This is a genomic window from Mesorhizobium sp. CAU 1732 (genome assembly GCF_039888675.1).
In the GTDB taxonomy this organism is placed as follows: Bacteria; Pseudomonadota; Alphaproteobacteria; order Rhizobiales; family Rhizobiaceae; genus Aerobium.
The window spans coordinates 175,179-200,298 of the sequence record NZ_JBDQQR010000001.1 but is presented as its reverse complement, the minus strand read 5'-3'; the positions used below and the strand labels follow the sequence as shown (position 1 = coordinate 200,298).

The 25,120-nt window shown below is 64.0% G+C and carries 32 protein-coding genes and 1 tRNA gene; 19 read left to right on the top strand and 14 right to left on the bottom strand.

Going from position 1 to position 25,120, the window contains the following annotated elements; all coding sequences use genetic code 11:
• Positions 1-8: 8 nt before the first annotated feature.
• Positions 9-413, bottom strand: coding sequence for a type II toxin-antitoxin system VapC family toxin (locus AAFN55_RS01105; RefSeq protein ID WP_347797044.1), 405 nt, complete (start codon positions 411-413; stop codon positions 9-11).
• Complete coding sequence (locus AAFN55_RS01100; protein WP_347797043.1) at positions 410-643, bottom strand: AbrB/MazE/SpoVT family DNA-binding domain-containing protein; 234 nt, start codon at positions 641-643, stop codon at positions 410-412. Before AAFN55_RS01100 ends, AAFN55_RS01105 begins: the two co-directional genes overlap by 4 nt.
• 160 nt (positions 644-803) lie before the next feature.
• Between AAFN55_RS01100 and AAFN55_RS01095 the strand changes: the two genes are divergently transcribed.
• The 7 genes from AAFN55_RS01095 to AAFN55_RS01065 all read left to right on the top strand — a co-directional run bounded on the left by AAFN55_RS01095 (position 804) and on the right by AAFN55_RS01065 (position 7,371).
• The gene (locus AAFN55_RS01095; protein ID WP_347797042.1) at positions 804-1,199 is read left to right on the top strand and encodes a methylglyoxal synthase; all 396 of its coding nucleotides are present in this window, start codon (positions 804-806) and stop codon (positions 1,197-1,199) included.
• A 31-nt stretch (positions 1,200-1,230) separates the two neighbouring features.
• Positions 1,231-2,259, top strand: coding sequence for a glucokinase (locus AAFN55_RS01090; RefSeq protein ID WP_347797041.1), 1,029 nt, complete (start codon positions 1,231-1,233; stop codon positions 2,257-2,259).
• Between the two features lie 81 nt (positions 2,260-2,340).
• Positions 2,341-4,191, top strand: coding sequence for an ABC transporter ATP-binding protein (locus tag AAFN55_RS01085; RefSeq protein WP_347797040.1), 1,851 nt, complete (start codon positions 2,341-2,343; stop codon positions 4,189-4,191).
• 2 nt (positions 4,192-4,193) lie between these two features.
• Complete coding sequence (dapB, locus tag AAFN55_RS01080) at positions 4,194-5,003, top strand: 4-hydroxy-tetrahydrodipicolinate reductase (protein WP_347800143.1); 810 nt, start codon at positions 4,194-4,196, stop codon at positions 5,001-5,003.
• Between the two features lie 33 nt (positions 5,004-5,036).
• The gene (locus tag AAFN55_RS01075; RefSeq protein WP_347797039.1) at positions 5,037-5,657 is read left to right on the top strand and encodes a 2,3-bisphosphoglycerate-dependent phosphoglycerate mutase; all 621 of its coding nucleotides are present in this window, start codon (positions 5,037-5,039) and stop codon (positions 5,655-5,657) included.
• 128 nt (positions 5,658-5,785) lie between these two features.
• A tRNA-Leu gene (locus AAFN55_RS01070) sits at positions 5,786-5,870 on the top strand.
• 133 nt (positions 5,871-6,003) lie between these two features.
• Complete coding sequence (locus AAFN55_RS01065) at positions 6,004-7,371, top strand: integrase (protein ID WP_347797038.1); 1,368 nt, start codon at positions 6,004-6,006, stop codon at positions 7,369-7,371.
• A 180-nt stretch (positions 7,372-7,551) separates the two neighbouring features.
• Here AAFN55_RS01065 and AAFN55_RS01060 read toward each other — a convergent pair whose 3' ends face one another.
• From AAFN55_RS01060 to AAFN55_RS01015, 10 genes are all read right to left on the bottom strand, one after another.
• A complete protein-coding gene (locus AAFN55_RS01060; RefSeq protein WP_347800142.1) occupies positions 7,552-7,926 on the bottom strand; it encodes an HNH endonuclease signature motif containing protein in 375 nt (124 codons plus the stop codon).
• On the bottom strand, positions 7,926-8,183 hold the full coding sequence (locus AAFN55_RS01055) for a hypothetical protein (protein WP_347797037.1): 258 nt from the start codon (positions 8,181-8,183) through the stop codon (positions 7,926-7,928). The genes AAFN55_RS01060 and AAFN55_RS01055 overlap by 1 nt, the downstream gene beginning before the upstream one ends.
• A gap of 12 nt (positions 8,184-8,195) precedes the next feature.
• Positions 8,196-8,687 (bottom strand): single-stranded DNA-binding protein, encoded by a 492-nt coding sequence (gene ssb, locus AAFN55_RS01050; RefSeq protein WP_347797036.1) that lies wholly within the window; start codon positions 8,685-8,687, stop codon positions 8,196-8,198.
• 10 nt (positions 8,688-8,697) lie between these two features.
• Positions 8,698-8,901 carry a hypothetical protein gene (locus AAFN55_RS01045; RefSeq protein WP_347797035.1) on the bottom strand — a complete coding sequence of 68 codons (204 nt, stop codon included), beginning with the start codon at positions 8,899-8,901 and terminating at the stop codon, positions 8,698-8,700.
• A 162-nt stretch (positions 8,902-9,063) separates the two neighbouring features.
• A complete protein-coding gene (gene dnaN, locus AAFN55_RS01040; RefSeq protein WP_347797034.1) occupies positions 9,064-10,191 on the bottom strand; it encodes a DNA polymerase III subunit beta in 1,128 nt (375 codons plus the stop codon).
• 11 nt (positions 10,192-10,202) lie between these two features.
• Positions 10,203-10,487, bottom strand: a complete 285-nt coding sequence (locus AAFN55_RS01035; RefSeq protein WP_347797033.1) for a hypothetical protein — start codon at positions 10,485-10,487, stop codon at positions 10,203-10,205.
• Positions 10,488-10,498: 11 nt separating this feature from the next.
• Positions 10,499-11,134: a hypothetical protein gene (locus AAFN55_RS01030; RefSeq protein ID WP_347797032.1), complete on the bottom strand. Its 636-nt coding sequence runs from the start codon at positions 11,132-11,134 to the stop codon at positions 10,499-10,501.
• Entirely contained in the window at positions 11,131-11,676 is a 546-nt protein-coding gene (locus AAFN55_RS01025) for a hypothetical protein (protein ID WP_347797031.1), read from the bottom strand. The genes AAFN55_RS01030 and AAFN55_RS01025 overlap by 4 nt, the downstream gene beginning before the upstream one ends.
• A gap of 39 nt (positions 11,677-11,715) precedes the next feature.
• On the bottom strand, positions 11,716-11,964 hold the full coding sequence (locus AAFN55_RS01020) for a hypothetical protein (protein ID WP_347797030.1): 249 nt from the start codon (positions 11,962-11,964) through the stop codon (positions 11,716-11,718).
• Positions 11,965-12,050: 86 nt separating this feature from the next.
• Entirely contained in the window at positions 12,051-12,725 is a 675-nt protein-coding gene (locus tag AAFN55_RS01015) for a S24 family peptidase (RefSeq protein WP_347797029.1), read from the bottom strand.
• A 93-nt stretch (positions 12,726-12,818) separates the two neighbouring features.
• Here AAFN55_RS01015 and AAFN55_RS01010 point away from each other — a divergent pair, with 93 nt between their 5' ends.
• From AAFN55_RS01010 to AAFN55_RS00970, 9 genes are all read left to right on the top strand, one after another.
• Entirely contained in the window at positions 12,819-13,061 is a 243-nt protein-coding gene (locus tag AAFN55_RS01010; protein ID WP_347797028.1) for a hypothetical protein, read from the top strand.
• A gap of 103 nt (positions 13,062-13,164) precedes the next feature.
• Positions 13,165-13,623 carry a phage regulatory CII family protein gene (locus tag AAFN55_RS01005; protein ID WP_347797027.1) on the top strand — a complete coding sequence of 153 codons (459 nt, stop codon included), beginning with the start codon at positions 13,165-13,167 and terminating at the stop codon, positions 13,621-13,623.
• A 1-nt stretch (position 13,624) separates the two neighbouring features.
• Entirely contained in the window at positions 13,625-14,815 is a 1,191-nt protein-coding gene (locus AAFN55_RS01000; protein WP_347797026.1) for a DNA primase, read from the top strand.
• A 13-nt stretch (positions 14,816-14,828) separates the two neighbouring features.
• The gene (locus AAFN55_RS00995; protein ID WP_347797025.1) at positions 14,829-15,302 is read left to right on the top strand and encodes a hypothetical protein; all 474 of its coding nucleotides are present in this window, start codon (positions 14,829-14,831) and stop codon (positions 15,300-15,302) included.
• A 14-nt stretch (positions 15,303-15,316) separates the two neighbouring features.
• Positions 15,317-16,858, top strand: coding sequence for a DNA methyltransferase (locus AAFN55_RS00990; RefSeq protein ID WP_347797024.1), 1,542 nt, complete (start codon positions 15,317-15,319; stop codon positions 16,856-16,858).
• Positions 16,858-18,543, top strand: coding sequence for a phage/plasmid primase, P4 family (locus AAFN55_RS00985; protein ID WP_347797023.1), 1,686 nt, complete (start codon positions 16,858-16,860; stop codon positions 18,541-18,543). The genes AAFN55_RS00990 and AAFN55_RS00985 overlap by 1 nt, the downstream gene beginning before the upstream one ends.
• A complete protein-coding gene (locus tag AAFN55_RS00980; RefSeq protein WP_347797022.1) occupies positions 18,540-19,277 on the top strand; it encodes a hypothetical protein in 738 nt (245 codons plus the stop codon). The genes AAFN55_RS00985 and AAFN55_RS00980 overlap by 4 nt, the downstream gene beginning before the upstream one ends.
• Complete coding sequence (locus tag AAFN55_RS00975; RefSeq protein WP_347797021.1) at positions 19,277-19,510, top strand: hypothetical protein; 234 nt, start codon at positions 19,277-19,279, stop codon at positions 19,508-19,510. Before AAFN55_RS00980 ends, AAFN55_RS00975 begins: the two co-directional genes overlap by 1 nt.
• The gene (locus tag AAFN55_RS00970) at positions 19,500-21,227 is read left to right on the top strand and encodes a DNA cytosine methyltransferase (protein ID WP_347797020.1); all 1,728 of its coding nucleotides are present in this window, start codon (positions 19,500-19,502) and stop codon (positions 21,225-21,227) included. Before AAFN55_RS00975 ends, AAFN55_RS00970 begins: the two co-directional genes overlap by 11 nt.
• 11 nt (positions 21,228-21,238) lie before the next feature.
• Here AAFN55_RS00970 and AAFN55_RS00965 read toward each other — a convergent pair whose 3' ends face one another.
• Together AAFN55_RS00965 and AAFN55_RS00960 are read right to left on the bottom strand one after the other, a co-directional pair.
• Positions 21,239-21,880, bottom strand: a complete 642-nt coding sequence (locus tag AAFN55_RS00965) for a hypothetical protein (RefSeq protein WP_347797019.1) — start codon at positions 21,878-21,880, stop codon at positions 21,239-21,241.
• A gap of 6 nt (positions 21,881-21,886) precedes the next feature.
• On the bottom strand, positions 21,887-22,243 hold the full coding sequence (locus AAFN55_RS00960) for a hypothetical protein (protein WP_347797018.1): 357 nt from the start codon (positions 22,241-22,243) through the stop codon (positions 21,887-21,889).
• A 449-nt stretch (positions 22,244-22,692) separates the two neighbouring features.
• Between AAFN55_RS00960 and AAFN55_RS00955 the strand changes: the two genes are divergently transcribed.
• From AAFN55_RS00955 to AAFN55_RS00945, 3 genes are all read left to right on the top strand, one after another.
• Positions 22,693-23,601 (top strand): hypothetical protein, encoded by a 909-nt coding sequence (locus tag AAFN55_RS00955; protein WP_347797017.1) that lies wholly within the window; start codon positions 22,693-22,695, stop codon positions 23,599-23,601.
• Positions 23,602-23,759: 158 nt separating this feature from the next.
• Complete coding sequence (locus AAFN55_RS00950; RefSeq protein WP_347797016.1) at positions 23,760-24,287, top strand: phage tail protein; 528 nt, start codon at positions 23,760-23,762, stop codon at positions 24,285-24,287.
• A gap of 192 nt (positions 24,288-24,479) precedes the next feature.
• Entirely contained in the window at positions 24,480-25,088 is a 609-nt protein-coding gene (locus tag AAFN55_RS00945) for a helix-turn-helix domain-containing protein (protein ID WP_347797015.1), read from the top strand.
• Positions 25,089-25,120 lie beyond the last annotated feature (32 nt).

Here is a 25,120-nt window from a genome sequence, read left to right as displayed (position 1 = left end):
AGGCAGGGTCAGGCATCAGGCGTAATCAGTTCGACCGTGGGAAAATAGGCTCGATATCGACCGACATCCCGGGTCAGGAGAGGTAGCTTTTCAATTGCGGCATGTGCTCCGATGAAGAAATCGGGGAGAACGCCGGTTCGCGTGCCACCCGCTCTTCGATACTGGGTGAACACCTTTCCGGCGAGGAAAAGCGCAGCGCGCGGGATTGCCTCGACGCGCAGGGACGCCGCGGAAATGAATGCCTCCAGGGCCTCGATCCGCTCGTAGCGAACGGCGAGTTCGGCATAGACGACATCGTTGATGACCAGCGGACCCCGAAGGGCTGCACCCTCCAATTGCGCGATCGACCAGTCCGCCCAGCGCGGATCGTTTGTGACCAGATCGAGCAGGACGTTGCTGTCGACGAGGGTCACGCGTCGCCGCGCGTGAGCGCCATGATGGCGTCGGTGTCGAGACCCTCGCCCGCCTGGCCGCGCAGTCGCTCGAACCGGCTCGCGGGGCGAGTATCGTCAGCGCGGGACAGGATCACGCTGCCATCCGCCGTGCGCCGGAAATCGACCTTGCTGCCAGGTCCGATACCGAGGAGATCGCGTACGGGCTTCGGGATCGTCACCTGACCCTTTACCGTGACTGTGGTGCTCATCATCGAACCTCTGGTAATACCGTGCATCATGCATGTATTACTTTGCGAAGCCATCCGCAACAGTGCCGAGTTGATGGCAATCGACTGATAGAAGGGTCCTTCTTGACACCCGGAGCCGCGCAGCCTTAAACCGATTTAACTCACCAAGCGGTTTGCGACTTTGCCCGACAAACTTCGCCTCGCCTTGATCGCCCATGACCAGAAGAAGGACGACCTCGTCGCCTTCTGCGCTGCGCATGCCGGCTTTCTTGCCGGATGCGACATCGTGGCGACGGGCACGACCGGCGCCCGGATCGCGGAGGCCAACCCCGCGCTCAGCGTGCGGCGGCTCAAGAGCGGCCCGCTTGGCGGCGACCAGCAGATCGGCGCGTTGATCGCCGAGGCGGCGGTCGATGCGGTGATCTTCCTTGTTGATCCGCTGACCCCCATGCCCCATGACGTCGATGTGAAGGCCTTGATGCGGCTCGCCATCGTCTATGATATCCCCATCGCGCTCAACGTCGCGACGGCGGAGATGATCCTGGCGGCCCATGAGGCGCCGAGCGCGCGCAACTGACGACACGGACAGAACGGGACCACGCGCTTCCATGCCAGCCCAGACCGACGACACGACTATCCTGCGATTCCCGGTGCTGATCGGCGATATCGGCGGCACCAACGCGCGCTTCGCGATCCTGGTCGACGCCTATGCGGAGCCGAAAGAATTTCCCATCGTCCAGACGGCCGACTTCGCGACGATCGACGAGGCCATCCAGACGGCGATCCTGGACAAGACGTCCGTGATGCCGCTGTCGACGGTCCTCGCCGTTGCAGGCCCGGTCGACGGCGACGAGATCGAGCTGACCAACTGCAACTGGGTGGTGAAGCCCAGGCAGATGTTCGAGACGCTGGGTCTCGAAGAGGTCGTCGTGCTCAACGATTTCGAGGCGCAGGCCCTCGCCGTCGTGGCGCTCGGCCCGGAACATCTGGAAAAAATCGGCGGCGGCGAGCCCGAACCGACGGCCGGACGCGTCGTGCTCGGGCCGGGAACGGGCCTTGGGGTCGCAGGCCTCGTCCATTCGCGGCACACCTGGATCCCGGTTCCCGGCGAAGGCGGACATGTCGATATCGGACCGCGCACGGAACGCGACCTCGCCGTCTTTCCGCATATCGAGCGCATCGAAGGGCGCGTATCGGCCGAACAGATGCTGTGCGGTCGTGGGCTGGTGAACCTCTATCGCGCCGTCGCGGCCGCCGATGGCAGGCCCACAAGCTTCACGACGCCAGCAGAGATCACAAGCGCGGCACTCGCCCAAAGCGATGCCATGGCGCAGGAAGCGCTCGACATCTTCGTTACATGCCTCGGGCGGCTTGCGGGCGATCTGGCGCTTGTCTTCATGAGCCGTGGCGGGGTGTTCCTCACCGGCGGCATCGCGCAGAAGATCATTCCGGCACTCAAGAACGGGCTGTTTCGGGAGGCCTTCGAGGACAAGGCGCCGCATGGCGAGCTGATGCAGCAGATGCCGGTCTACGTCATCACCCATCCGCTTGCCGCCTTGACTGGGCTGGCCGCCTACGCCCGTACGCCCGCACTCTTCGGAGTCGAGACCGATGGTCGCCGTTGGGTGAAGGGCTGATCGTATTCCCATTTGGCGATTGCACCCCGCGCCGCGAGAGGGCATAGCCAACCGCAAAAGATCGGCCAGGGATTGAGCAGGTTGGCGTTAGACGCAAGCAAGCGGAAAACAGGTGGAGCGCGCGGCGAGATCATTCCCGTCCTCAGGCGCATTCTGTCGGAGAATGCCCGCGACTATGTCACGCTCTACGTGCTGGCGATCCTGTGCCTGATGATCACCGCCGGAGCGACGGCCTTCATCCCGTGGGTGATGCGGCCACTGATCGACGATGTCTTCTACAAGGAGAACTTCGATCTGGTGCCCTACATTGCTGGCGGCATCGCGGTTGTCTTTGTCGCCCGCGGGCTTGCCACCTATGGGCAGGCCGTTCTGCTGGCACGGATCGGCAACAATCTGGTCGCGCGCTATCAGAAGCGCATCTTCGACCATTTGATGAAGCTCGGCCTCGACTTCTATACCGACCAGCGGTCCGGCCGTCTCGCAGCCCAGATCAACGAAAACGTGCTCGGCGTGCGCGACATGCTGGGCATGACGCTGAAGTCGATCGCGGGCGACGCCGTGCTGCTCGTCGCGCTCCTTGTCGCGATGATCGCGCTCGATCCGGTCCTGTCGCTGATCGCGCTGATGATCGGGCCGCCGCTGATCTTCGCCGTGAACCGCATCATGCGCCGGCTGCGCAGCGTCGCGCGGCAGGCCGTCGAGGTGAACGCAAGGCTCGTCGGCGCCATGCAGGAAACCACGCAGGGCATCGCCGTGGTCAAGGCGTTCACGATGGAGGAGCAGCTCTCCGCGAAAATGGCGGGCGTCATCGCCGAGGCCGAGCAACGCGCCAACAAGATCGCCAAGGTCTCCGAGCGCGTGACGCCGATTTCCGAAATCCTCGCCGGTTTCGCGATCGCGGGCGTCATCGCCTACGCCGCCTATCGCACCTCTGCCGACGGCACGCCGCCCGGCTCGGTCTTCGGTTTCATCACCGCGCTGCTTCTCGCCTACGACCCGGCCCGCAAGCTTGCCCGCGTTCAGGTCAACCTCGAGCGCTCGCTGGTCAATGCCCGCATGATCTACGAACTGCTCGACCGTGAACCGCGACAGCGCGACAGCGACGGCGCGACCGTTCTCGAGGTCGATCGCGGGGAAATCCGGTTCGAGCACGTCACCTTCGGTTACAACGCGGAAATGCCGGTCCTGCGCGACGTCAGCTTCCGTGCGAAGGCGGGACAGACCACCGCGTTCGTCGGCAGCTCCGGCGCGGGAAAATCGACCGTCGTGGCGTTGATCCAGCGCTTCTACGACCTGCATTCCGGCACGATCCTGATCGACGGCCACGACATCGCCGGCGTTACCAAGGCTTCGTTGCGCCAGCACATCGCCTATGTCTCGCAGCATCCCTATCTGTTCGAAGGGTCCGTGCGCGACAACATCCGCTATGGGCGGCCCGATGCGACGGATGCCGAGATCGAGAACGCGGCCCGTCTGGCGCATGCCGAGGAGTTCATCCGGCAGATGCCGGCGGGCTACGACACGCTGGTCGGTGAAAACGGAATCACGCTGTCGGGCGGCCAGCGTCAGCGGCTGTCGATCGCGCGTGCGATCGTGCGCAACGCGCCCATCCTGCTCCTCGACGAGGCGACTTCGGCGCTCGACACCGAATCCGAAGCGCGGGTCCAGCAGGCGCTGGAAACGATCATGAAGGATCGCACCACGATCGTCATCGCGCACCGGCTGTCCACCATCGTCAACGCCGACCAGATCGTGGTCATGGAAGAGGGGCGCGTGATCGAGGAAGGCACGCACGCAGCGCTTCTCGACAGCGCATCCGGCGTCTATGCGCGCTTCCATCGCATGCAGGACGAACGCCGCGCGGCAATCGATACATCGGATCCGGCATCTGCAAGCGAACTGAACCAGCCTTCGAAAGGACTTGGGCGATGACCATGGGTCTCGTTGTGGTGGGTGCCGGCGGCCGCATGGGCCAGACGCTGATCCGCGCCATCCATGACGCGGACGGCGCGACGCTCGTCGGCGCCGTGGAGCGGGAAGGTTCGCCGTTGATCGGACGGGACGCCGGCGAGCTTGCGGGCGTCGGCACGTGCGGCGTCACGATTTCCGACGACCCGTTGCCGGCCTTCGCCAAGGCCGATGGCGTGCTCGACTTCACCGTTCCGGCCGCGACGGTCGCCTTCGCGGGCTATGCCGCGCAGGCCCGTATCGCCCATATCATCGGCACCACCGGCTGCTCGCCGGAGGACGATGCCAGGATCGAAGCCGCCGCGCGCCACGCCACGATCGTCAAGTCGGGCAATATGAGCCTCGGCGTCAATCTGCTCGGCGTGCTGGTCGAACAGGCGGCGCGCGCCTTGGCGGCAAGAGATTTCGACATCGAGGTGCTCGAGATGCATCATCGCCACAAGGTGGATGCGCCTTCGGGCACGGCGCTGCTGCTGGGCGAAGCCGCAGCCGAGGGCCGCGAGATCGCGCTTTCCGACAACAGCGTGCGCGTACGAGACGGCCATACGGGCCCACGCGAAACGGGATCGATCGGCTTCGCGACCCTGCGCGGGGGCTCCGTCGTCGGCGACCATTCGGTCATCTTCGCGGGACCGGGAGAGCGTATCGTGCTGTCGCACCATGCCGAGGATCGCTCGCTGTTCGCGCGCGGCGCGGTGACGGCAGCGCTGTGGGCCCATGGCCGCAAGCCCGGGCTCTATTCCATGCGAGACGTGCTGGGCCTCGGCACGTCCTGACTGTCCACTTCCCACTCGATGCAGGAGACTACCATGTCCGGAACACTGGTCCTCGTCCGCCACGGCCAGAGCGAATGGAACCTGAAGAACCTCTTCACGGGCTGGCGCGATCCCGCCCTGACCGAACAGGGCCATGCCGAGGCAAAGAAAGCCGGCGCGCTTCTCAAGGCGCGCGGGCTCACCTTCGACATCGCCTACACCTCGGTCCTGTCGCGCGCGGAAGTCACCTGCCAGCACATCCTCGACGCGGTCGGCCAGAGCGATCTCAAGACCATTCATGACCAGGCGCTCAACGAGCGCGACTATGGCGACCTGTCGGGCCTCAACAAGGACGATGCGCGCGCCAAGTGGGGCGAAGAGCAGGTCCATGTCTGGCGCCGCTCCTACGACGTGCCGCCGCCTGCCGGCGAGAGCCTGCGCGATACGGGCGCCCGCGTGTGGCCCTATTACATGCATGAGGTGCAGCCGCACGTGCTGCGCGGCGAGACCGTGCTCGTCGCCGCCCACGGCAATTCGCTGCGGGCTCTGATCATGGCGCTCGACGGCCTGACCGGCGAAGAGGTCATCAAGGTCGAGCTCGGGACCGGCGTGCCGATCGTCTATCGGCTCAATGCCGACTCGACGGTTGCGTCCAAGGACATCCTCGAAAACTGAGGAAGCAGCCGCATTCGGCGAAATCGCCGAGAATCGCATTGACAGCATCGGCGCGCCCGCTTACATCGGCGGCGCACCGAGCATGAACTCGAAGCCTTCGCGTTTCGGGAACAGTCATGCGGTCACTTGCCCAGGTGGCGGAATTGGTAGACGCGCACGGTTCAGGTCCGTGTGCCGCGAGGCGTGGAGGTTCGAGTCCTCTCCTGGGCACCACTTTTCCTGATCGATATTTTCTCATATCCATTTGAAAACATGCGACTTTTCGGCACCCTAAGCCAAAGCCGACGGGCGGCGCGCTGCGGTTGTCGCTTGATTTCGGGTAACATTTCGGGCAACAAAGCGCCCCATGCGCCGCGCCGATCGAGCCGATAGACACCTCCAGAAACGCACCGACGGCGGCTTCCGCTATGTGCGCCGCGTTCCGTCGCGCGCGCTGACCGCTATACGCTTGCATGATCCCGACTATCCCGAGTGGATTCGGCGCTCGCTCGACACGCAGTCGCGTGATGAAGCGCGCGCCAAGCGTGACGCAATGGAGCAAGCCGACGATAGCTATTGGGCAACGGCGGCGGGCGGTGACCAGCCTTCGCAAGATGCGCATGCGCGTGCTGTCGCCCGCGCGCGATCCATGAAGATCGACTATCGCCCTGTCTTGGACCTGGCTAACGACGCCAGCATCGACGAGATCATCCGGCGCCTGTCGCTTGCGGCCGGACATTTCGACCGCGCCACGTTCGATGCGGCCCTCGGCACGGCCGGCGACCAAACCGCAACGATCGACGAGGCGTTTTCGGTTTTCCAAACCGTGATACGACGCGCCTCTCTCGCCAAGAAATCCCCATGGCAGAGATTGAAATGGCGTCAGCTCAAGCAACGCGGGATCGCCAATTTCAAGCGGGCGATGGCGGAGGAATTTTCGGACGTCGACCGCATTGCGATCGAGAGCATCACGCGTTCGCATGCTCTCAAGTTTCATGCCTTCTGGCTGGCGCGGATAGTCCCTGAATCGCCGGAGATCAAACCCCTGTCGCCGTCGGCGGGCAATAAGGACATGGACACCATGCGCGCGCTCTTCGGCGAGTACATGGCGCATATCGGGCGGGAGGCCGTTCCGAACCCGTTTCGCGGCCTTCGCTTCGAAGACGATGGCGATGCGACCCGGCCGCCCTTCTCTGAAAAATGGTTGCGCGAGACAATCCTCGCGCCTGACGCTCTCGCGGGTCTCAATGACGATGCCCGGCTTGCGGTCTTGGTGTTGATCAACACCGGCGCGCGGCCGTCGGAGATCGTCAATCTGCCGCCCGATTGCATCGTTCTCGATGCGGAAATCCCCTATATCGACATCCGTCCCGCTGGCGGCCGCGATCCTGTCGCCGTGCGTGAACTCAAGGCCAAGTCGTCGCTGCGCCGCATCCCGCTTGCGGGCGTTTCGCTCGACGCGATGAAACAGGCGCGCCACGGTTTTCCGCGCTACCGTGACAGGGACAATCTGTCGGCGGCGGTGAACAAATATTTCCGCGAGAATGATCTGATGGAGACCCCAAAGCACACGCTCTATTCGCTGCGCCATGGTTTCGAGGCGCGGCTAAAGCTGGCGGAGGTCGATGAGGAACTGCGGCGCTATCTCATGGGGCACGCTATCAAGCGGCCAAAGTACGGCTATAGCGACGATCTGCGTTGGGCTTATGGTGCGATCGAGAAGGTCGCGCTTTAGCACGTAAGAGCGCCTGATCGAGGCGGTCGTCCACGTCCAGAAGACGCGCACGCTCGCGCTCAAGTCGTTCAAATATCGGTAGGGCAAGCAGCCCATGGTCGCCCTGCGCACGCATCAACAAAGCGAGGTCGGCCATGGCCTGCTCGATATCCTCGATCGTGTGTGGGCGCTGGCCGGCAGTCATTCTGCGGCCTCAAGGATGGGTTGCGCGTGTCGCTTGCGCTTCGGCGTCTGGCGGCGGCCGTTCGCCTCTTCGCGGCGGATCGCGTTGCGCTTGGCGGTGACCAATTCAAGGTGATCGTCGCGGATGCATCGGCGCTGCCGGCAGAGATGGTCGAGTTGCTTTTTGCCGGGCACATAGCCGTGTTCGTTCGTCCAGTTGACGATATGGACGGCGACCGTCTGGCCGTCGAGCGACATGCGTGGATAGCCTCCGCCGCGACCCGCTCCCGAATCCGGCCCGGTCCACAGATGGCACGGGGTCTTGTAGCCTGTGTCGACGATTTCGACACAGGCCATGATCTTTGCGCGGATGCGGTCGCGGCGGCACATGATCAGAACGGGATCGCGTCTATGTCGGGATTGCGAAACTCCGCAGTCCGAAGCTTGCTCGTCATCACTTCCGCAATGACCGCAATCGCGTTGTCGCGTTCGAAGGCCGCGTCCCATCCTCGCCGTGCGTTGCGGCTCTCGCCCCTCACGCGCGCTTTCAGTTCGGTGACCTGATGCCGCAAGAGCGCGTTTTGCTTTTCCAGATCGACGATCTTCTCGGCGACGGACAGGACGCCCGATTTCGGTTTTCTGCTGGTCATGGCGTCACCTGCCTAGAACGGGATTTCGTCGTCGAGATCGCGGCTGTAGCCGCCGCTCGATCCGCCTTCGTCGCGACGCTCGTTGCGGTCGCGCGAGCCGGACATCGTGCCGTAGTCATCCTGACTGCCGGCGGGCGGCGGACGGTTGCCGCCGGCGGATGAAGACAGCATTTCCATCTGCCCACGGAACTTCTGCAGGACGACTTCCGTCACATACCGCTCGATGCCGTCCTTTTCCCATTTGCGGGTTTGCAGGGCGCCTTCGATGTAAACCTTCGTGCCCTTCTTGAGATACTGCTCGGCGATCTTCGCCAGGTTCTCATTGAAGATGACGACCTGATGCCACTCCGTCTTTTCCTTGCGCTCGCCCGAATCCTTGTCGCGCCATGTGTCCGACGTCGCGATGCGCAGATTGACGACCGGATCGCCGGAATTTAGCCGACGGATTTCGGGGTCGGCTCCGAGGTTGCCGACCAGAATGACCTTGTTGACACTGCCTGCCATGGGTTTGCTCCTATTCAGCCCAAAGGAAAATCTTGCCGGCCCGCACGGCGTCGAGCCGTCGCCATGACCGCCGGCCGCCGCGCGTGGCCTTGTCGTCGTCACGAAACAGCGCAGCCAGCCGGTTGATGGTGCGCCACACCTTGAATTTGGTCGCGCGGGCGCGATCGAAGCGCGCGACCATGAGAAGGTCGTACAGTTCCGCGCCGCGCGTCATGCGCCGGTTGTTCCAAGCGCGGACGCATTTGCGCGAACAAAACTCCGCGTCCGTGCGCCTGGCCGTGATGTCCTCGCCGCATTCGAGGCACCGGCACACCGCGCGCGTCGGGCGTGGCGTGCTGGCGGCCTTTTGTGCGGCTTGTTCTAGAACGCTCACGACCTAGACCCGCATCGGCATGACGATGGCGAGAAAGTCCTCGTCGGTGGGGCTTTCGAGACGCATCGGGGAGCCGGAATCGGCGCTGTTGATGGTGATCGTCTCGACGCCGCGATCCTTGAGGGCGGCAAGCGTGATGCGCAGATAGCGACCGTTCACGCCATGCTCGGCCCAATCGCCCATGACCTCGCAGGCGACGCCGTCGACCGCGCCGGCAATCGTGTTGCGCCCGCCGTTCTGGATCGTCAGGGCATCGCCGTCGACGGACAGGCGAACCGCCGCCGTCTTCAGCTTCATGTCGGCTTCGTTGACGGTCTGGATTTTCAGGACGCGGTCGAGAGCGGCCAGCATCTCGCCGAGGTCGATCGTCAGCGCGTTGTCGCTTTCCTTCGGCACGACGCGCCGCCAGTCCGGATAGTTGCCGTCAACCAGCTTCGAAACGATGCGCTCGTCGCCGGATTTGACCGCGATGCCCGAACGGCTCGTCTCGATGATGACGGCGTTGCCTCCGGCCTTGCGCGCCAAGCGTTCGATTTCCTTGGCCGCCTTGGTCGGGATGATGATTCCATAGTCGAGCGTTGCCGCGTCCGTCATCGCGACGCTGGTCGTATGCAGACGATGTCCATCGGTCGCGACGGCATGCAGTCGACCATCGTGGCAATCGACGAAGACGCCTTGAAGATAATAGCGCGTCTCTTCGGTCGACACCGCGTCGACCGTCGATGCGATCAGGGTCGCCAGCGCTTCGCCTGCGAGGGTGAACCTGTGGTCGAACTGATGTGCAGCGCGTGGGAAGTCGCCGCCCGGCAGGACGGGCGCCTTGAAGCGCGCGCGGCCTGCCGAGAACGTCGCTTGCTGATCGTCGATCACGATCTTGATCATCTCGGCCCGCAGGCCGGCCGCCGCCTCCAGCAAGTAGGGCTGAATGCAGGTGGCGACGATGTCGGTGCTTGCCATCTCGATCGAGATCGTCGCCTCGATGTCCATGTCGGTTGCGGTGACGGAGATTCCGGTTTCCGTCGGCTCCAAGAGGTACGTCCCGCAAACGGGGATGACGTTCCGGCGTTCGGGGATCGATTTCAAAGCGCCGTGGATTGCGCCGATCACCTTGGGGTCGAGTGAGATGGTCAAGGTGTCGTCTCCTACTCGGCCGCGATCAGTTTGGTGGTTCGGCGCTGCTCTTCGCCAAGCTTCGCGCCGTTGTATTCCTCGCGATATGCGACGCCCTCGATGGCATCCCATCTCACGTTCGGAACCGTCGTCAGGTTGCGCGCGAGCAGGCGGACGAAGCCCCTGCGGTATCCGGCGAACAGCATGTCACCGCGCTCGAAAAGATCGACCTGGCTGTAAATACCCTTGTCGCTGATGATGACCTTGCCCGCCTCGACGATCGAGAACAGGTCCATATCTGCCAATGTCTTCGGCATGCTCTTGTCTCCTAAGCTGCGTGGGATTTGCGCGCGACGGCCGGGCAAAGCCTGACCAGACGGCTGCGGTATTCGTCGGCGGCTTTCGGCACCGGCCAGACGGGAAGGCGACCGCGTATCTTGAGCGGTTCGGCCTGCTCGACGACGGCCGCCCATCGCTTGACCGACGGCGACAGCAATTGCCGGCGCTCGGTGGCGAGCATGCGGATGTCGTAGAGTTTCACGGTTCGATGCTGTTGCGGCGTCGGCGGCCATGGCACGCCGCATGCCGAAAAGATCGCCTTGTCGGCTCGGCGCTTGGCCTCGGCGACGATGCTGGTCACGCGGCTGTCGCCGTACAGTTCTGCCTCAATCTCAGCAAAACCGTCCATCTGCGGCGTGGTGATGTCGCCCCAAATGTATTCGTGCGCGTCGTGCAAGAGCGCGATGGTCGCGATGTCGGCGTCGCCGATCTCTTCAAGAATGATGTCCGACATGATCACGCAGTGCTGCGCGACCGAATAGACACCGCCGGGAACCGCGCCGTTGTAACGGCATATGCGCGCCAACGCTTCCGGCAGGTCGAGCAGCGGATCGATGTCGCGTGCTTCCGGCTTGGCCATGGCAATCGCGCGGCCTGACAATGTCTGCATCCATGCTCGGGTCATGCTGCGATCCGCTTCTTGAGCGAGACCGCGACCGCCGTAATGACGGCGTTCTTTTCGCGCTCCAAGAGCGGAAGGTGCGCCAGAAAGACCTTGAGCCGCGACAGGCAGCGCTCGGATTGCGATACCCACGGATCGAGGCGATGCGCACCGACGGCCGTGCAGTAGCTCTGCCAGGCGACGGCCATCATCACGGCGTCCTTTGCGCCTGCCATGACCGGCATCGCCCCTGCGATGGCGTTGACCGCCTTGTCGGAGACGGTCGGCAGACGGTCGAATGCGCCGCCCGGTACGGTGATGACAAGGTTGACGTGCCGCCGCGCGTCCTCGCCAAGTTCAACGATCTCGCCTGCGCTGTAGCCTTCGGCGATCAGCGCCATTTCAGTGACGTTGCCGTCGCGAAAGAAGATTTCGCGCATCGTTTCGCCCATCTCCATCGCGCGCGAAGACGGTGCGCGCGTCGGGCCGGTGGGATCGTCGGCTCGGATGACCGGCGTGCGGGTTTGAGCGGTCGGCTGGCGCCGGCCCGGATGGTCGTGAAGCATGAAGTCCTCGTCAGGTATGGGAGAGCGGGTGAAGGTCGATCAGCGATGCGCCTCAAGCGCGGTCGCGATGCCGGGGTCGTCGCCGAACGCGACGAGCGCGGCGACGATGGCAATCAGGAAACAGAGAAGGCCAACCAAGGCCAAGACCTCGCTGGCCGCATGGCGGGCAAGGGCTGCGATCATCACATCGTCGGCCGTATCGAACGGTGCGACGGTCAAGCCGTCCGGCTGGTCGCGGGACGGTGACTGATCAATGATGGCGGTCGAAGGAAAGGGCATTTCGCGCACTCCAAGGGTTGCCTTGAGGCGCGAAGAAAGGCGGAAATTCCCGCCCTGTCAAGCTGCTTTACGTATTTTTCCGTAAATATCCGGAATTATTCCGTGAGGCCAACGATCTCGTTGAGGGGCAAAATGCGATGCATCTCAATCACTTCACTGCGGTTGAAATGGATTTCGTCGCCCGGATTGTATTGCTTGGTGACGATCTCGTCGGGATTGATGGTCACGAGTTCCTTGACCCATGTCTGATATTCGCCGGTGCGGGAATTGCGAATCAGGATCACGACGTCGTCGCCCGGCCAGGCGGGTTGATGCGGCGCGACGAAGATCGGATCGCGGTGCTTGAAGCGGGGATACATCGACACGCCGTCCACGTAGAGCATGTAGGCATCGCGCACGCGTGCAAGGCCGGGCGGGGCCGGCACCCACTCGATAATTTCGGTCTCGTGATGCGCTGCGCCAAGACGCGAACCGGCCGCCATCCCATAGACAGGAACCATTTGCTGGGCTGGCTGCGTATCGCCCGCCTCCTGTATGGCGTCGTCGTCGCCGAGCAGCCATGCGACCGTCGTTCCAAGTTCGTGCGCGATTCGCGCCAAGGCCTCGGAATTGATCTTCTTCTTACGGCCGGTCAAAAAATCGCGGATGAAATCCGTGCCGTAACCGCATGCCAGCGATACCTCGCTCGCCGATCGGCCGGTTTCATCCAAGCGCTGCCTGATGCGTTGAGCCAAAAGGCTGCCGCTGTCGTTCACGTCAAACGTCTCCATGAGAATCCCTCCTAGTTTTGGCACGGACGCTTACGCATCCAAAGGCGGAAATTAACGGTTGCATTACGGATATTTCCGTATAACAAATGCGCCATGACCGAAAACGATGCACGCAACACAATCATCCTGACCCGCCTCGCTGCCGCCGTGGCCGCATCCAGCCGCTCGATCGCAGAGATCGAAGCGGCCTGCATGCTCAAGCGCGACCGGCTCCGTGACTTCCTCTCGGGACGCAAGCGATCCATCGCTTTCGCCGACGCGGCTGCGGTTTCCGCCGAACTAGGCGTGTCGCTCGCATATCTCGCGGGCTCCGACGAGATGCGGGCGGCGGCGTGATGCGTGTCGTGATGTGCGGTCGTGTTCATGGCCGTGAGTTGTGCGCCGGAAATGCGGTCACGTCACGGAAAAATACGTAGTCAACTTTTCCATGGGGAATCCGATGAAGGATCGTCCGACTTCCGACCACCAACGCCAGAAGCTCAAGGCGTCGACCAAGCGCTCGGTTGATCGCGCCGGCGGCGGCACCGTGTTTGCCGGTCACACGCGCGTCGAAGGCGCGCAGCTTTCGAAATATGCCGCGCTTAGCGAGATCAACGCCTATATGCCGATCGACGTCGCGGTCGACTGCGACATGATCGGCGGCGCGCCGATCATCCTTGGCACGATGGCGACCGTCCTGGGCTATTCGATCGCGCCGATCGAAAGCACGCCCGGTCGCGTCACGCCCGAACTGGTCGGCTCGCTGATCCGCGAGACCGGGGAAGTTTCGGCGATCGTTCTGGAAACGATGGCCGCCGGAAAGCTGACGCCGACCGCACGGTCGGCAATCTCGAAAGAGATCGACGAAGCGCTCGCCGCCCTGTGGCAACTGCGCGCCGCCATCCGGTGCGAGGACTGACATGGGCGACGCGCCACGCATCCCGCAGGAAGCCATTGAGCAGGCGCGCGCCTTCGACGTGCGCGCGCTGGCCGAGCGCTATGGCTTCCGGGCGCGGGCCAGCGCGACCGGCGAGGCCGTCGGCCCCTGCCCCGGATGCGGCGGCACCGACCGCTTTTCGGTCAATGGCCGCAAGAACATATGGCGATGCCGGCAAGGTGCCGGCGACCTGATCGGCGGCGATGCTATCGCGCTGATCCAGCACGTCGAAAACTGTTCGTTCCTGAAAGCGGTCGAAATCCTGCTTGGCGACCTTTCGTCGATCCTGCCTCGCGTCGACAGCGGCAAGGCAGAAGCCGACCAGAATGTGTTTCGCGAAAAGGAACGGCGGCGCGCCTTCAATCTCTGGCGAGATGGCCGGCCTTTCCGCGACAATGGCCCGGTCGGCGCCTATCTCGCTGCACGCGCGATCGATCCGCGCCTTGCCCGTATGCCCGGCGCGCATTGCCGCGAGCATGGCGACTTTCCCTATTGGCACCATGTCGACGTCGGGCCGGGTCCATCCGGCGGCAGCGCGACGAAGGAATGGCGGATCGTGCATCGCGGCCCCGCCATGCTCTGGCCGATCACCGCGCTCGACGGGCATTTCCTTGGGCTGCATGTGACGTGGCTCGATGCGAGCGGGCCAAAAGGCAAGGCCGAGATTTTCGAGCCGGCGACCGGCGAGGAACTGCCGTCCAAAAAAGTCCGGGGGTCCCAAAAGGGCGGGCGCATCGTCCTGCGGTGTCTGAAACCGAACGACAGCGCCGCCGTCGGCGAAGGCGTGGAATCATCACTGTCATGGTTCGATCTCGCGGACCGCCCGGATGTCGGCGTTTACGCCGCCGTGAACCTGCACAACATCGCTGGCCGCGCCGCGCGAACCTTTGCGCATCCGACCGCGAAGATCACGCGCCGCGACGGCCGCATGATCCCGGTCCGCGTCCCCGGTCCCGATCCGCGACCCGGCGACGACCAATCCGAACTGTTTTCCCCGGACCCCGCCACGCGCCGCCTGACACTGATCGGCGATGCCGACAGCGACCCGATCGCAACGCAGGCCGCCATGCGGCGCGCGACAACGCGGCTGACGCGCAACGACCTCGCCGTCGTCACCGACTGGCCGCCGGCCGGGTGCGACTTCAACAGCCTTCTTATCCAGAACCGTCCCTAACGAGGAACCATCCATGGACGCACTCTTCGACCCGCCCGCCTTCCGCTATACCGTCCGCACGCCGGAATCGCGACATGCCGCGCTCAAGCAGTGCGCCGAACGCGTCGGCATGACGCCCGGCCAACTCGTGCAGGCGTTATTCGATTCCATCGACCTGACGTCGACCGACGGGCATGTGCAATTCGCCAAAGAGCATTTCGAAAAGCTGTTTCCTCGCAAGGAAACGACCAAGGAACTCGCCGAGCGCGCGGCTTCCGTCGGCATGACGGTTCGTGAACTGAAGGTGTTCCGGGCGCTCGCGGCGGCGGCCGGTCCGGTCCGGATCGTCAATCCTATGCCGTCCGACGTCATGGCGCGGTCAGGTGTGGCGATGGCCTATCTCGACGAGACCTATGACCGGCTGATCGCCAAGGGCTTCATTGCCGTCGGCACAAGCGGCGGGCGCGGCCGACGCCGCTTCACGATCGCCCGGATGCCCGAACTCTAAGACCCGAGCCCGCCATGACCGACTTGCCTGACTGCCGTCGGTTCCTCGACGGCCGCGTGACACTATACCCCGGCGACTGCCTGGCCATCCTCGATCGCCTGCCGGAAAACTCCGTCGACGTGATCATCTGCGATCCGCCCTACCATTTCGACACGATCGTCGAGCGGTTCGGCAAGGAAGGCGCCGCGCCTGCCAAGTTCGGCACGGATGGCGTGTTCTCACGCGCCTCGTCGGGCTTCATGGGCAAGGATTGGGATGGCGGCGACATCGCCTTCCGGCCCGACACATGGGCGAAAGCTCTGCGCGTTTTGAAGCCCGGCGGGCATCTGGCCGCGTTCTCTGCGCCGAAATGCGTGCACAAGATGGCATTCGGCATCGAGGCGGCCGGCTTCGAAGTGCGCGACCGCATCATCAACCTGATCGATCCCGACGAACGCGTGATCGCCTTCCTCGACAGCCTGTCGGCGGCGCAGTCCGATGCGCTGTTCCGGATGCTCGACCAGTTCGGCCCGCTCGGCGAGGCGTTCTGGACGTTCGGATCGGGGTTTCCGAAAAACCACGACGTGTCGAAGGCGATCGACAAAATCTTCGGCGCCGAGCGACCTATCGTCGGGCCGAACAAATTTTCTCACTTGAACGGCAAAGCTAACGTCAACGTTTTCGGTGCAGCGTCGAGACCAGACGAAACGGCATCGGCATCTTCCGAGGCTAAAACGTGGGAAGGCTGGGGCACGGCGCTGAAGCCGGCCTATGAGCCGATCGTGATCGCGCGCAAGCCGCTTGCCGAAAGCTCGATCGCCCGCCAAGCGCTCAAGACCGGCACCGGCGCGATCAACATCGACGCCGCGCGGGTGCGCTATGCCGACGAAGCGGATATGCGCGCAGAGACACGGGGCGTTCATGCTTCACGGAAGGATTATGCCGGGCTTTCAGAAGACGGCGGCGCGTTTAGCGGCCTTCCGTCGGGGCGCACGATCACGCCGCCGAATTCGTCGGGCCGCTTTCCCGCCAACCTGACACATGACGGCAGCGACGCCGTGCTTGCCGGGTTTCCGGGCGATGCGCGCAGCGCCGGCGTGGCCGCGCGGCCCGACAGCGTCGGCACTGGCGACGGCGTCACCTACCAACCGACCAAGCCGCAAGGCACGATTTATGCCGACGCCGCCGGGTCGGCCGCGCGGTTCTTCTATACCGCCAAGGCGGACGCGCACGACCGGATCGGCTCGGGCCATCCGACCGTCAAGCCGCTCGACCTGATGCAGTGGCTCTGCCGCATGCTGACGCCGCCTGGCGGAACCATCCTCGATATCTTCGCCGGCACCGGCACGACCGGCGAGGCAGCTTTTCGCGAAGGCTTTGACGCCATCCTGATCGAGCGCGATCCGGACTATCAGGCCGACATCGCGCGGCGCATGGAAAACGCCCTGTCCGGTCCCGTCGCCCGCCGCCATGCGGCAACGCGCGCCAAGGCCGCCCGCAAGGCCGCCGACGGGCTGGCGCCCGCCCCGAACCCCGTCGGCAGCACTGTCGATATGTTTGCGGATGGCGGGCTCTGATGACCATGCATGCGCGCAGCGATGCCGAACGCGAACTGATTGCCCGCTGCGCGGCCGAGCCCGAACACGACATCGGCAATGCGCGACGGTTCCTGCATTGGGCCGGCGACGACGTACGGCATGTGACGCATGTCGGCTGGCACGTCTTCGACGGCAAGCGCTGGCAAGAAGACGAGTCCGGCTCGATCGTTCGGCGGCATGCGCACCGCGCGGCCGAGGCGATTTTCGAAGAGGCGAAGTTGATGGCCGCGCCGCCGGACGATCAGGATTTGATCGATGCCGGCCGTGTGGCGCGCGAGGCGCTGTCCGCTCCCTACGATCCCAAGATGATGAACCGCGACCAGTTGTTCGCCCGGACCAAGGACGAAAAGGCGTGGCGCGAGGTCATCAAGCTTGCCGACGAGGCGCAGGCCCGGCTTGCCGATCATCGGGCGAACCGTCACCGCCACGCGAAATCGGCCTGCGGCACGTCGAAGCTCAATGCCATGCTGACCGAGGCATCGGCCTATCGTCCGGCATCGGTCGACGATCTCAATCGCGATATCTACGCATTCAACGTCGGCAACGGCACGCTGCGGTTCTACCAGACAGAAAGTGACGATGGCGATCTCGTCTGGCGCGTGCGCCTCGACCCGCATCGCCGCGACGACCTGATTTCCAAACTCGCGCCGGTCGACTTCTCCCTCGACGCGCCGCGCGCAAAAGCGTGGGAGAACTTCCTCGTGCGCGTGCAGCCTTCGGTCGCGATGCGCGGCTATCTGCAGCGCCTCGTCGGTTATGCCCTGCTCGGTCTCAACACCGAACAGATGATCGCGTTTTTCTTCGGTATCGGCCGCAACGGCAAATCGACCTTCGTCGACACGCTGGCCAAAATCTTCGCCGACTATGCGGTGACGCTGTCGATCGACAGTTTTGCCGGCGAGGACAAACGGTCGGGATCGGAAGCCACGCCGGACCTTGCCCGCCTGCCCGGCGCGCGCCTCGTCGCGGCATCGGAGCCCGACACCGGCGTGCGGTTCAAGGAAGCGCTGATCAAGCGCCTGACCGGCGGCGAGTCCATCGCGGTTCGCCGGCTGCATCAGGACTTCTTCGAATTCGCACCGCAATTCACGCTGCTCGTGTCGGGCAATCACAAGCCGGTCATCGTCGGCAATGATGACGGCATCTGGCGGCGCATCCACCTCGTGCCGTGGAACGAACAAATCTCGAAAGACGAGGTCGACAAGGACCTGCCGAACAAGCTGCTCGCCGAGGCGGCCGGCATCCTGAAATGGGCGGTGGAGGGTGCGGTCGATTTCCTCAATGTCGGCGGGCTCAATCCACCGTCCGACATCATCGACGCGACGCAGGAATATCGCGAGGAAGAGGACCCGATCGGGTCTTTCATCCGCCACGCCTGCGATGTCACCGGCGACGACCGCGACACGGAAAAGCCCTTCGATCTGTTCTGCTCATACGAGCGGTTCTGCATCGCCAGCGGCACGATCAAGGTGAAGGACACGACCTTCTATCGACGCCTGCCCGATGCGGCGCGACGCACCTGGCCGGCGCCTGACGGCAACGGCGTCCAGCAATTCCACAAGGCCAAAACCAACGGCACGCCGGTCTATCGCGGCATCCGAATCCGCGACGAGTGGGTGTCGAAGGGCATGGCCGATCAAACCGGAAAGGAAGCAATGGGATGACGACTGAAACTGCGATTCCAACGATCGTGTATGGCCCAATGGCTTGCGGCAAAACGTGCAATGCCGAGGCGCTGCGCATCCTTACGGGGTGCGATCGCGTCGTCGACGATTGGGATGGGTACAGGCCCCTACCCGAAGGCAACGTGTTGGTTCTAACCTATCTGACGGGCGCGGACATCAAGCGTCGCGCGCGCGGTCGTCATCGGGCGATACCTTTCGAGTCGTTCGATCGCGGGGCGCTCCGGCGAACTCCCGCTGCCGAGGCGGTCGATGACCGCATCCCGATAGCCGCAACAGACAACCGAGACGTTGATTGGGTGGACGTGACCGGCTGGGGCGTCTTCAAAGGCCATGCCATTCCGGTTGATGTCGCCCGCTTCATTGCGGAGAAGATCAACCTATACCACGCGCAGCGAGATCACCCGGTCACGACGCAGGCGACACACCGCCATAAGAGGCGCGGCACCGAATATGTGCTGATCGGCATCGGCGGAATGCAGTCCGAAGACTGGCGCGATCCCAGCAGGCCGGCGGACAACTGCCCGAACGGCGTTTCCGTGAATATGCGCCAGGTCGCGATTTACCGCAGCGTGGATGATGGCTCACTTTGGGTGCGGCCGCGCGAAGAATTTGAGGACGGCCGCTTCAAGGCCGTGGCGGCCGCTGACGCCGTGAAAGCGACCCCGGCCGCCCCGGACCCTGCCATCTTCGACGATGCCGAAGGGCGGAACTGATGTCCGCCGATCGCGCCAATGAACGGCGGCTGTCGACCGGCGCGCCGCTGCCCGCGCCGATCTGGCAGATGATCTGCGAATTCGCCAACGGGTCCTGTGTCTGCGCCGCCACGAGCGGCGACGGCGGCCCATGCCACGCGGTCGACCTGATCGCGCGGCGAGTCACCGACCGCGCCTATCACGACCTTTCCCAATCCCACGACCTTAGAAGGAAGTCGCGCCATGCTGGTTGACCTGTTCCCCGACGCGCCATCGCCCCGGACACCACCAACCGGCCGGCCGCTGATCATCGACAGCTTTGCGGGCGGTGGCGGCGCCTCGACCGGCATCGAAATGGCGCTTGGCCGCTCGCCGGATATCGCGATCAACCATTCGCCGGATGCGTTGGCGATGCACGAGGTCAACCATCCGGACACGCTGCATTTGTCGCGCAATATCTACCAGGTGGACCCGATCGCCGTCGTCGGCAATCGCCGCGTCGGGCTCGCGTGGTTCTCTCCCGACTGCAAGCACTTTTCGAAGGCCAAGGGCGGCAAGCCGGTCAAGCGCAACATCCGCGACCTGGCGTGGATCGTGGTCGATTGGGCAAGGCGCGTGCGGCCCGAGGTGATCATTCTGGAAAACGTCGAGGAATTCAAGGATTGGGGGCCTGTCCTGCTCGATGGCAAGCCATGCCCTTATCGCAAAGGTGCGACGTTCAAGGTCTGGACGGACAAGCTGAAGCGCCTCGGCTACCGGCTGGAGTTTCGCGAGTTGCGCGCGTGCGACTATGGCGCGCCGACCATCCGAAAGCGGTTCTTCATGATCGCACGGTGTGACGGTCAGCCGATCGTCTGGCCTCAACCATCGCACGGCAAGCCCGACGATCCCGACGTGATCGCCGGCCGCAAGCTGCCGTGGCGCACTGCCGCCGAAATCATCGACTGGTCGCTGCCGTGCCCGTCGATCTTCGACACGTCTGACGAGATTATGAAGGCATTTGGGCTGCGTGCGATCCGACCGCTGGCCGAGGCCACCATGCGGCGCATTGCGCGTGGCGTGTTGCGCTACGTGATTGAGGCGAAAAGGCCATTTATTGTGACTTATGGACAGCATGGCGGCGCAAACCGATCGCCTGACGATCCCCTGCATACCGTGACGGCAAGCCCTAAAGATCAGAACGCAATCATCGTGCCGTCATTCGTGGGTTGCGGCGGCCGGGCTGGTCAATGCGCGCCTCGCGGTGGCGCCGAGCCGCTAGGCACATTGACAGCAAAACCGGATGGCTGCGTCGTCGCTACATACGTTTCGCGCTTCACGCAGAACGGCATCGGCAGTGCCGCGGATGAACCTCTTGATACGGTCATGGCCGGCGCGCCGAAGTTCGGTGTCGTGGCGGCCTACCTGGCGCAGCACAACAATGACAGCCGACGGATCGGCGGCGTCAATCCCGGCCGGCCGGCTGATGAACCTCTGTCGACCCTGACGATCGCCGGCGCGCAACAGAACGTCGCCGCGGCGCATCTCTCGCACCTCTACTCGTCGAACACGCGCGGCGGCGCCGGCGATGTAGGCGCGCCGATCAAGACCATCACCGCCGGCGGCAATCATGCGGCGCTGATCTCCGGCTTTCTGACGAAATATTACGGCGAGGCGCTGCCAAACCAGTCGCTCGACGAGCCGGTGCATACTGTCACGACCAAGCCGCGTCACGGCCTCGTGACGGTCGAGGTCGACGGCGAGACCTTCGCCATCGCCGACATAGGCATGCGCATGCTGACGCCGCGCGAGCGCTTCCGCGCGCAAGGTTTCCCCGAAAGCTACATCATCGACCGACGTCCGGACGGCTCGCCGCTGTCGGCAACGGTGCAGGGCTCGTGTTGCGGCAATTCGGTCTGTCCGCCGCTGGCACAGGCGCTAGTCGCGGCGAATTGTGCGCACCTCGTCGAGCATCGCGAGGCGGCGGAATGAGGCTCTCAAAGTCAGTCTATCACTTCAAGGCTGCTTGCCGTCGCCATGCGGCGTTGATGCTCTTGGCCGATCATGCGGTACGATACTCGCAGGGTTATGGCGGCTGCGTACAGGTCGCCGCCGTCAATCACCTCGTCGCCTCGCCTTACATATATCTCGATCCGTTTCGCAGGGGGCGACTGGCTGCGATCCGTCCATCCGTTGACCATAATCCTCAAATCCGGGCGAAATCCCACCATCTTGCCCGACTCTTTGTACCCATGAATTGTGAGGTCGGGAGAACCAACAATTTCGTAGCCGTCAATGATCAGGTGGCGACGGTTCAAGTTTCTAGCCGTCAGGTGCATGCACGACGCATGGCGATTGCGTGTCACCACGAACTCGGGAGCGGTGTCGCCGATCACATAGTCGGCCTGCCGGTTGGCTTCGCGTACCTGCTGTTGGAGGTATGGAAGCGCGTACAGCGCGGCAATGAATGCGCCCGTCGCGGCCGCGTAGCCACTAAAAGCTCCTATCCAATCGCGCAGGCACGAAAGTCCTGTCTGGTTGTTGTTGCAGAACGATGGCAGGCCGGGACCAACGGTGTCGTAAAGCGTCAAAGCAAGCATGATGGCCACGAAGGTCCCGAAGCACGCATCGACGAACGCTCGCATTTGGGATTATTCCGCCACGATCAGGCCGGGGATCGAGGCGCCGGTTTCGCCGTACATGATCAACGCCGCCTCGCATGGTCCGTCTCCGGTCGCGGCGTCGAGCGTCGCCATGGTCTCACGCATCGTCGTGAGTGCGATCAGGTCATAGGGGCCGCCGTCGCGCATGTGAGCCGGGTCTATGCCGGCGCGCTCGATCGTCGCGCGCTCGACGTCGCCGTCGATCGCCTGGCCGGTGCAACTCTGTGCGAGGATCGTCGCTTCGGAAAGCTGGCGCACGACGTCGCGCTGCGCATCCGTCTGCGCGGCCGCCTGTGCCGTCATGCCAGCCAGCATGCCCGCCGTGATGATCGATGCCCTGCGCATGCGCCCCTCTCCCCGTACAGCCGCACCATAGCGTCGCGGCTGCGCCTTCCGCAACTGCCGCGCCACCCTTCTCCCCCTGCAGGCTACGCAACGATGACAGGGTCGATTTGCGGCCCTTACGGGGTCGCTAGGGTTGCAAGCCGTGGCGCGTGGGGTCGCTGCCAAAAGGGGTTTGGGGGAGAAAGATCAACAAAATCAATCTGCGCGGACGGAAGGGACGCTAGGGACGCGGTTTCCTGCCGTTCTTTCCATGTGCGTTTTGAATGGAAATCAAAATTCCATTCCCTTGCATGTGTAAGTCGGATTTATCCTCCCTAGCGTCCCTATCCTCCCTAATCTTCTATCAGATCATTTAAAATCAATAGGTTAGAGTTATGGAAAACAGGGACGCAAGGACCGGAAACGGGGACGCTAGGGCCGATAACGCAAAGCCAAAGCGGAAAATGACCGTGGCGGAGGCGCTGGCGTGGGCGTGGGGCGACGAACTGCCGAAAGAGGCCGCCACGCATGAAGGGGCGATAGCGGCGCTTCAGGCGCGGTCGGCGTGGTCGACGATCCTGCGCTATGGCGAGACGCATTCGGTGATCGATCGCGCGCCGAACCGCTGGGGCTGCGTGCCGTTCGATGCGAGCAGTTGGCCACATGCCGACGCCTATCGCATAGCGGACGCCGTGGGCAACCTTACCAAATGCACGGTCGACGTTCCCGGCGGCTGGCATCCCATGCCGTGGCTCGCGGCGATCGACGAGGCGCTAGCGCGGCGCGCGCTCGACGACACGATGCGCAAGGCCACGATCGCCACCGATGACGGCCTCGTGTTCCGCATCCGGCCCGACATGCTGGTCGTGCGCTTCGCGATCCTCGGCATCGTGCCCGACTGGCGGCTCGATACCGTGCCGGCGGTGGAATTCGAGATGGGCGCGAACGGCAAGCCGCGATGGTTCGTGCGGCGGACGGTGCAGACCGTCGCGGAGAACAGCGACCGCGTGATGACGGAGACGGTCGAGGTCGATGGCTGGTCGGCCAGGCTCAAGCGGCCCGTCGCCGGGGCCTATCGCCGCTCGCATTTCGAACCGAACCCGGTTCCGGCAATGGTGGCGCGGGCGGAGTATGAGATTTTCTGCGCGGCGATGACGATGCTCGCGGCCGAACTGACCGGCAGCCTTGAGACGATCGAGATCACGCCGATCGACTGGCCGGTGCAGCCGTGGGCAGATTCGCCCGAGGAACGCGCCAGGCGGCGGCGCGGCAGAATTCTTGAGGACATTTCTACGCCGACGAGCGCGAAAAGTGAGCCGAATTTGCAAGCGAAATCAACGGCTAAGAAGAAAGGCAAAGCGCTCGCAAAATCCCGTTGACGCGCGCCGGGAATTTTGCGCATTACTTGTCACGCACCAAAAGGAAACCCGCCCGGCCCCAAAAAGCCCGGCGGGTTTTTCTTTGCCGAAACGAAGCCGATGGGGGTCGAGATGATCACCGGCGGCCAAATCCGCCGACCGCGCGAGGCTCTTCGCCCATGATGATCGCCGACGCAGCCGAATACCTCGCGCTGTCGCGCGCTATCAGAAAACTGCCGGGCGAGATCAGGGCGAAAGCCTTCGCGCGCGCCGGACGCCGCGTCACGCAGATGGCGCGCACGCGCTACCTGAAGCGCGCCGCGCCGCGCCTGAAACTGCCGCAGCGCGTCATTCGTGAGAAAACGACAGCGCGGTTTAATGCGGGCGGAAACACGTCCGAAGTTGTAGTCAAATCCGGCTGGATTCCACTTCACAAACTCGGCGCGACGCAAACGCGTTCCGGCGTTCGGGTTCGCCTTCGTGGCTCGTACAAGTCAGCGTTCATAGCGCAGATGAAGTCCGGTCACGTCGGGGTCATGATGCGTGAGGGTGCGGCGAGGCTGCCTATCCGCGAGTTGTTCGGTCCGAACCCGGCGCATGACATCACCAACAATGACGCGGTCTACCTTGAACTGCTCGCCGAGGTGATCGACGAGGCCATGGCACCCCGCGTCCTGCACGAGATCGACCGCCTCCTCCCAAGGTGATCGACCAGCCGGTCCGGCCCATCGCCGTCGACCTGGCTGGTCGATCGGGCCGAGGGTGCATGGGTCCCTCTCCGCCCCCTCTCCCTTACGGGCCGGGGCGACCCCGAAATATTGCTAGTGAGGCTGCCCGAAAGTTGGGTTAACGCGGTTAACAACATGGCGGCCGGTTAACACGAAGAGGCTCGCCGGCGCATGGTTGCAAACGTCAATGCCGATGACGGCGGCGTTTGGGTGACGTGCGCCGATCTCGCGCGGAGCCGCAAGGTTTCGGCGGCGGCGATCACGAAGCGTCTCAACCAGATCGAGCGGGCCGGCACGATCGTCACCAAGCGTGACGGCCGGTCACGGCTTGTCGACCTGGCGGCGTTCGATCGCGCGATCGGCGAGGTCGGCGACGCCGTCAAGGAGCAGGCCGCCGCGACCGCGAGCGAGCAGCGCAACGCCTCGCCGATCATGCGCGATGCGCAGGCGCAGAAGGCGCAATATGACGCGCGCATCCGAGCGCTGGACCTGGCCGAACGGCAGCGGCAGTTGTTGCCGATCAAGGGTGATCATGGCGTCGAGGCTGCCGCGACAGAGATCGGCGCGGTGCTTGCCCGAGACCTCGACACGATGGCGCGCTATGCCGACGCGATGGCCAGCGCCGTGGGCAAGGATGGCGTCGCCGGCGCCCGCCGGCTGTTCAAGGAAATCTCCGTGACGATGCGCCGTCAGGTCGCGGTGTCGCTGTCGCAACTCGCAACGCAAGGCACCGATGCAGAGAGCGGCGGGCCGATCGAGACACTGTTGCCCGACGAATGAAGATTGCCCTTTCCCGTTCTGCCTTGGCGGTT

Excerpts from the sequence above, each read along its gene's own strand:
- AAFN55_RS01100 (WP_347797043.1), bottom strand. The coding sequence starts at position 643 with ATGAGCACCACAGTCACGGTAAAGGGTCAGGTGACGATCCCGAAGCCC.
- AAFN55_RS01090 (WP_347797041.1), top strand. The coding sequence starts at position 1,231 with ATGCCAGCCCAGACCGACGACACGACTATCCTGCGATTCCCGGTGCTG.
- dapB (WP_347800143.1), top strand. The coding sequence starts at position 4,194 with ATGGGTCTCGTTGTGGTGGGTGCCGGCGGCCGCATGGGCCAGACGCTG.
- AAFN55_RS01075 (WP_347797039.1), top strand. The coding sequence starts at position 5,037 with ATGTCCGGAACACTGGTCCTCGTCCGCCACGGCCAGAGCGAATGGAAC.
- AAFN55_RS01065 (WP_347797038.1), top strand. The coding sequence starts at position 6,004 with ATGCGCCGCGCCGATCGAGCCGATAGACACCTCCAGAAACGCACCGAC.
- AAFN55_RS01055 (WP_347797037.1), bottom strand. The coding sequence starts at position 8,183 with ATGACCAGCAGAAAACCGAAATCGGGCGTCCTGTCCGTCGCCGAGAAG.
- ssb (WP_347797036.1), bottom strand. The coding sequence starts at position 8,687 with ATGGCAGGCAGTGTCAACAAGGTCATTCTGGTCGGCAACCTCGGAGCC.
- AAFN55_RS01045 (WP_347797035.1), bottom strand. The coding sequence starts at position 8,901 with ATGACGCGCGGCGCGGAACTGTACGACCTTCTCATGGTCGCGCGCTTC.
- AAFN55_RS01035 (WP_347797033.1), bottom strand. The coding sequence starts at position 10,487 with ATGCCGAAGACATTGGCAGATATGGACCTGTTCTCGATCGTCGAGGCG.
- AAFN55_RS01030 (WP_347797032.1), bottom strand. The coding sequence starts at position 11,134 with ATGACCCGAGCATGGATGCAGACATTGTCAGGCCGCGCGATTGCCATG.
- AAFN55_RS01025 (WP_347797031.1), bottom strand. The coding sequence starts at position 11,676 with ATGCTTCACGACCATCCGGGCCGGCGCCAGCCGACCGCTCAAACCCGC.
- AAFN55_RS01015 (WP_347797029.1), bottom strand. The coding sequence starts at position 12,725 with ATGGAGACGTTTGACGTGAACGACAGCGGCAGCCTTTTGGCTCAACGC.
- AAFN55_RS01010 (WP_347797028.1), top strand. The coding sequence starts at position 12,819 with ATGACCGAAAACGATGCACGCAACACAATCATCCTGACCCGCCTCGCT.
- AAFN55_RS01005 (WP_347797027.1), top strand. The coding sequence starts at position 13,165 with ATGAAGGATCGTCCGACTTCCGACCACCAACGCCAGAAGCTCAAGGCG.
- AAFN55_RS01000 (WP_347797026.1), top strand. The coding sequence starts at position 13,625 with ATGGGCGACGCGCCACGCATCCCGCAGGAAGCCATTGAGCAGGCGCGC.
- AAFN55_RS00995 (WP_347797025.1), top strand. The coding sequence starts at position 14,829 with ATGGACGCACTCTTCGACCCGCCCGCCTTCCGCTATACCGTCCGCACG.
- AAFN55_RS00990 (WP_347797024.1), top strand. The coding sequence starts at position 15,317 with ATGACCGACTTGCCTGACTGCCGTCGGTTCCTCGACGGCCGCGTGACA.
- AAFN55_RS00985 (WP_347797023.1), top strand. The coding sequence starts at position 16,858 with ATGACCATGCATGCGCGCAGCGATGCCGAACGCGAACTGATTGCCCGC.
- AAFN55_RS00980 (WP_347797022.1), top strand. The coding sequence starts at position 18,540 with ATGACGACTGAAACTGCGATTCCAACGATCGTGTATGGCCCAATGGCT.
- AAFN55_RS00975 (WP_347797021.1), top strand. The coding sequence starts at position 19,277 with ATGTCCGCCGATCGCGCCAATGAACGGCGGCTGTCGACCGGCGCGCCG.
- AAFN55_RS00970 (WP_347797020.1), top strand. The coding sequence starts at position 19,500 with ATGCTGGTTGACCTGTTCCCCGACGCGCCATCGCCCCGGACACCACCA.
- AAFN55_RS00965 (WP_347797019.1), bottom strand. The coding sequence starts at position 21,880 with ATGCGAGCGTTCGTCGATGCGTGCTTCGGGACCTTCGTGGCCATCATG.
- AAFN55_RS00960 (WP_347797018.1), bottom strand. The coding sequence starts at position 22,243 with ATGCGCAGGGCATCGATCATCACGGCGGGCATGCTGGCTGGCATGACG.
- AAFN55_RS00950 (WP_347797016.1), top strand. The coding sequence starts at position 23,760 with ATGATGATCGCCGACGCAGCCGAATACCTCGCGCTGTCGCGCGCTATC.
- AAFN55_RS00945 (WP_347797015.1), top strand. The coding sequence starts at position 24,480 with ATGGTTGCAAACGTCAATGCCGATGACGGCGGCGTTTGGGTGACGTGC.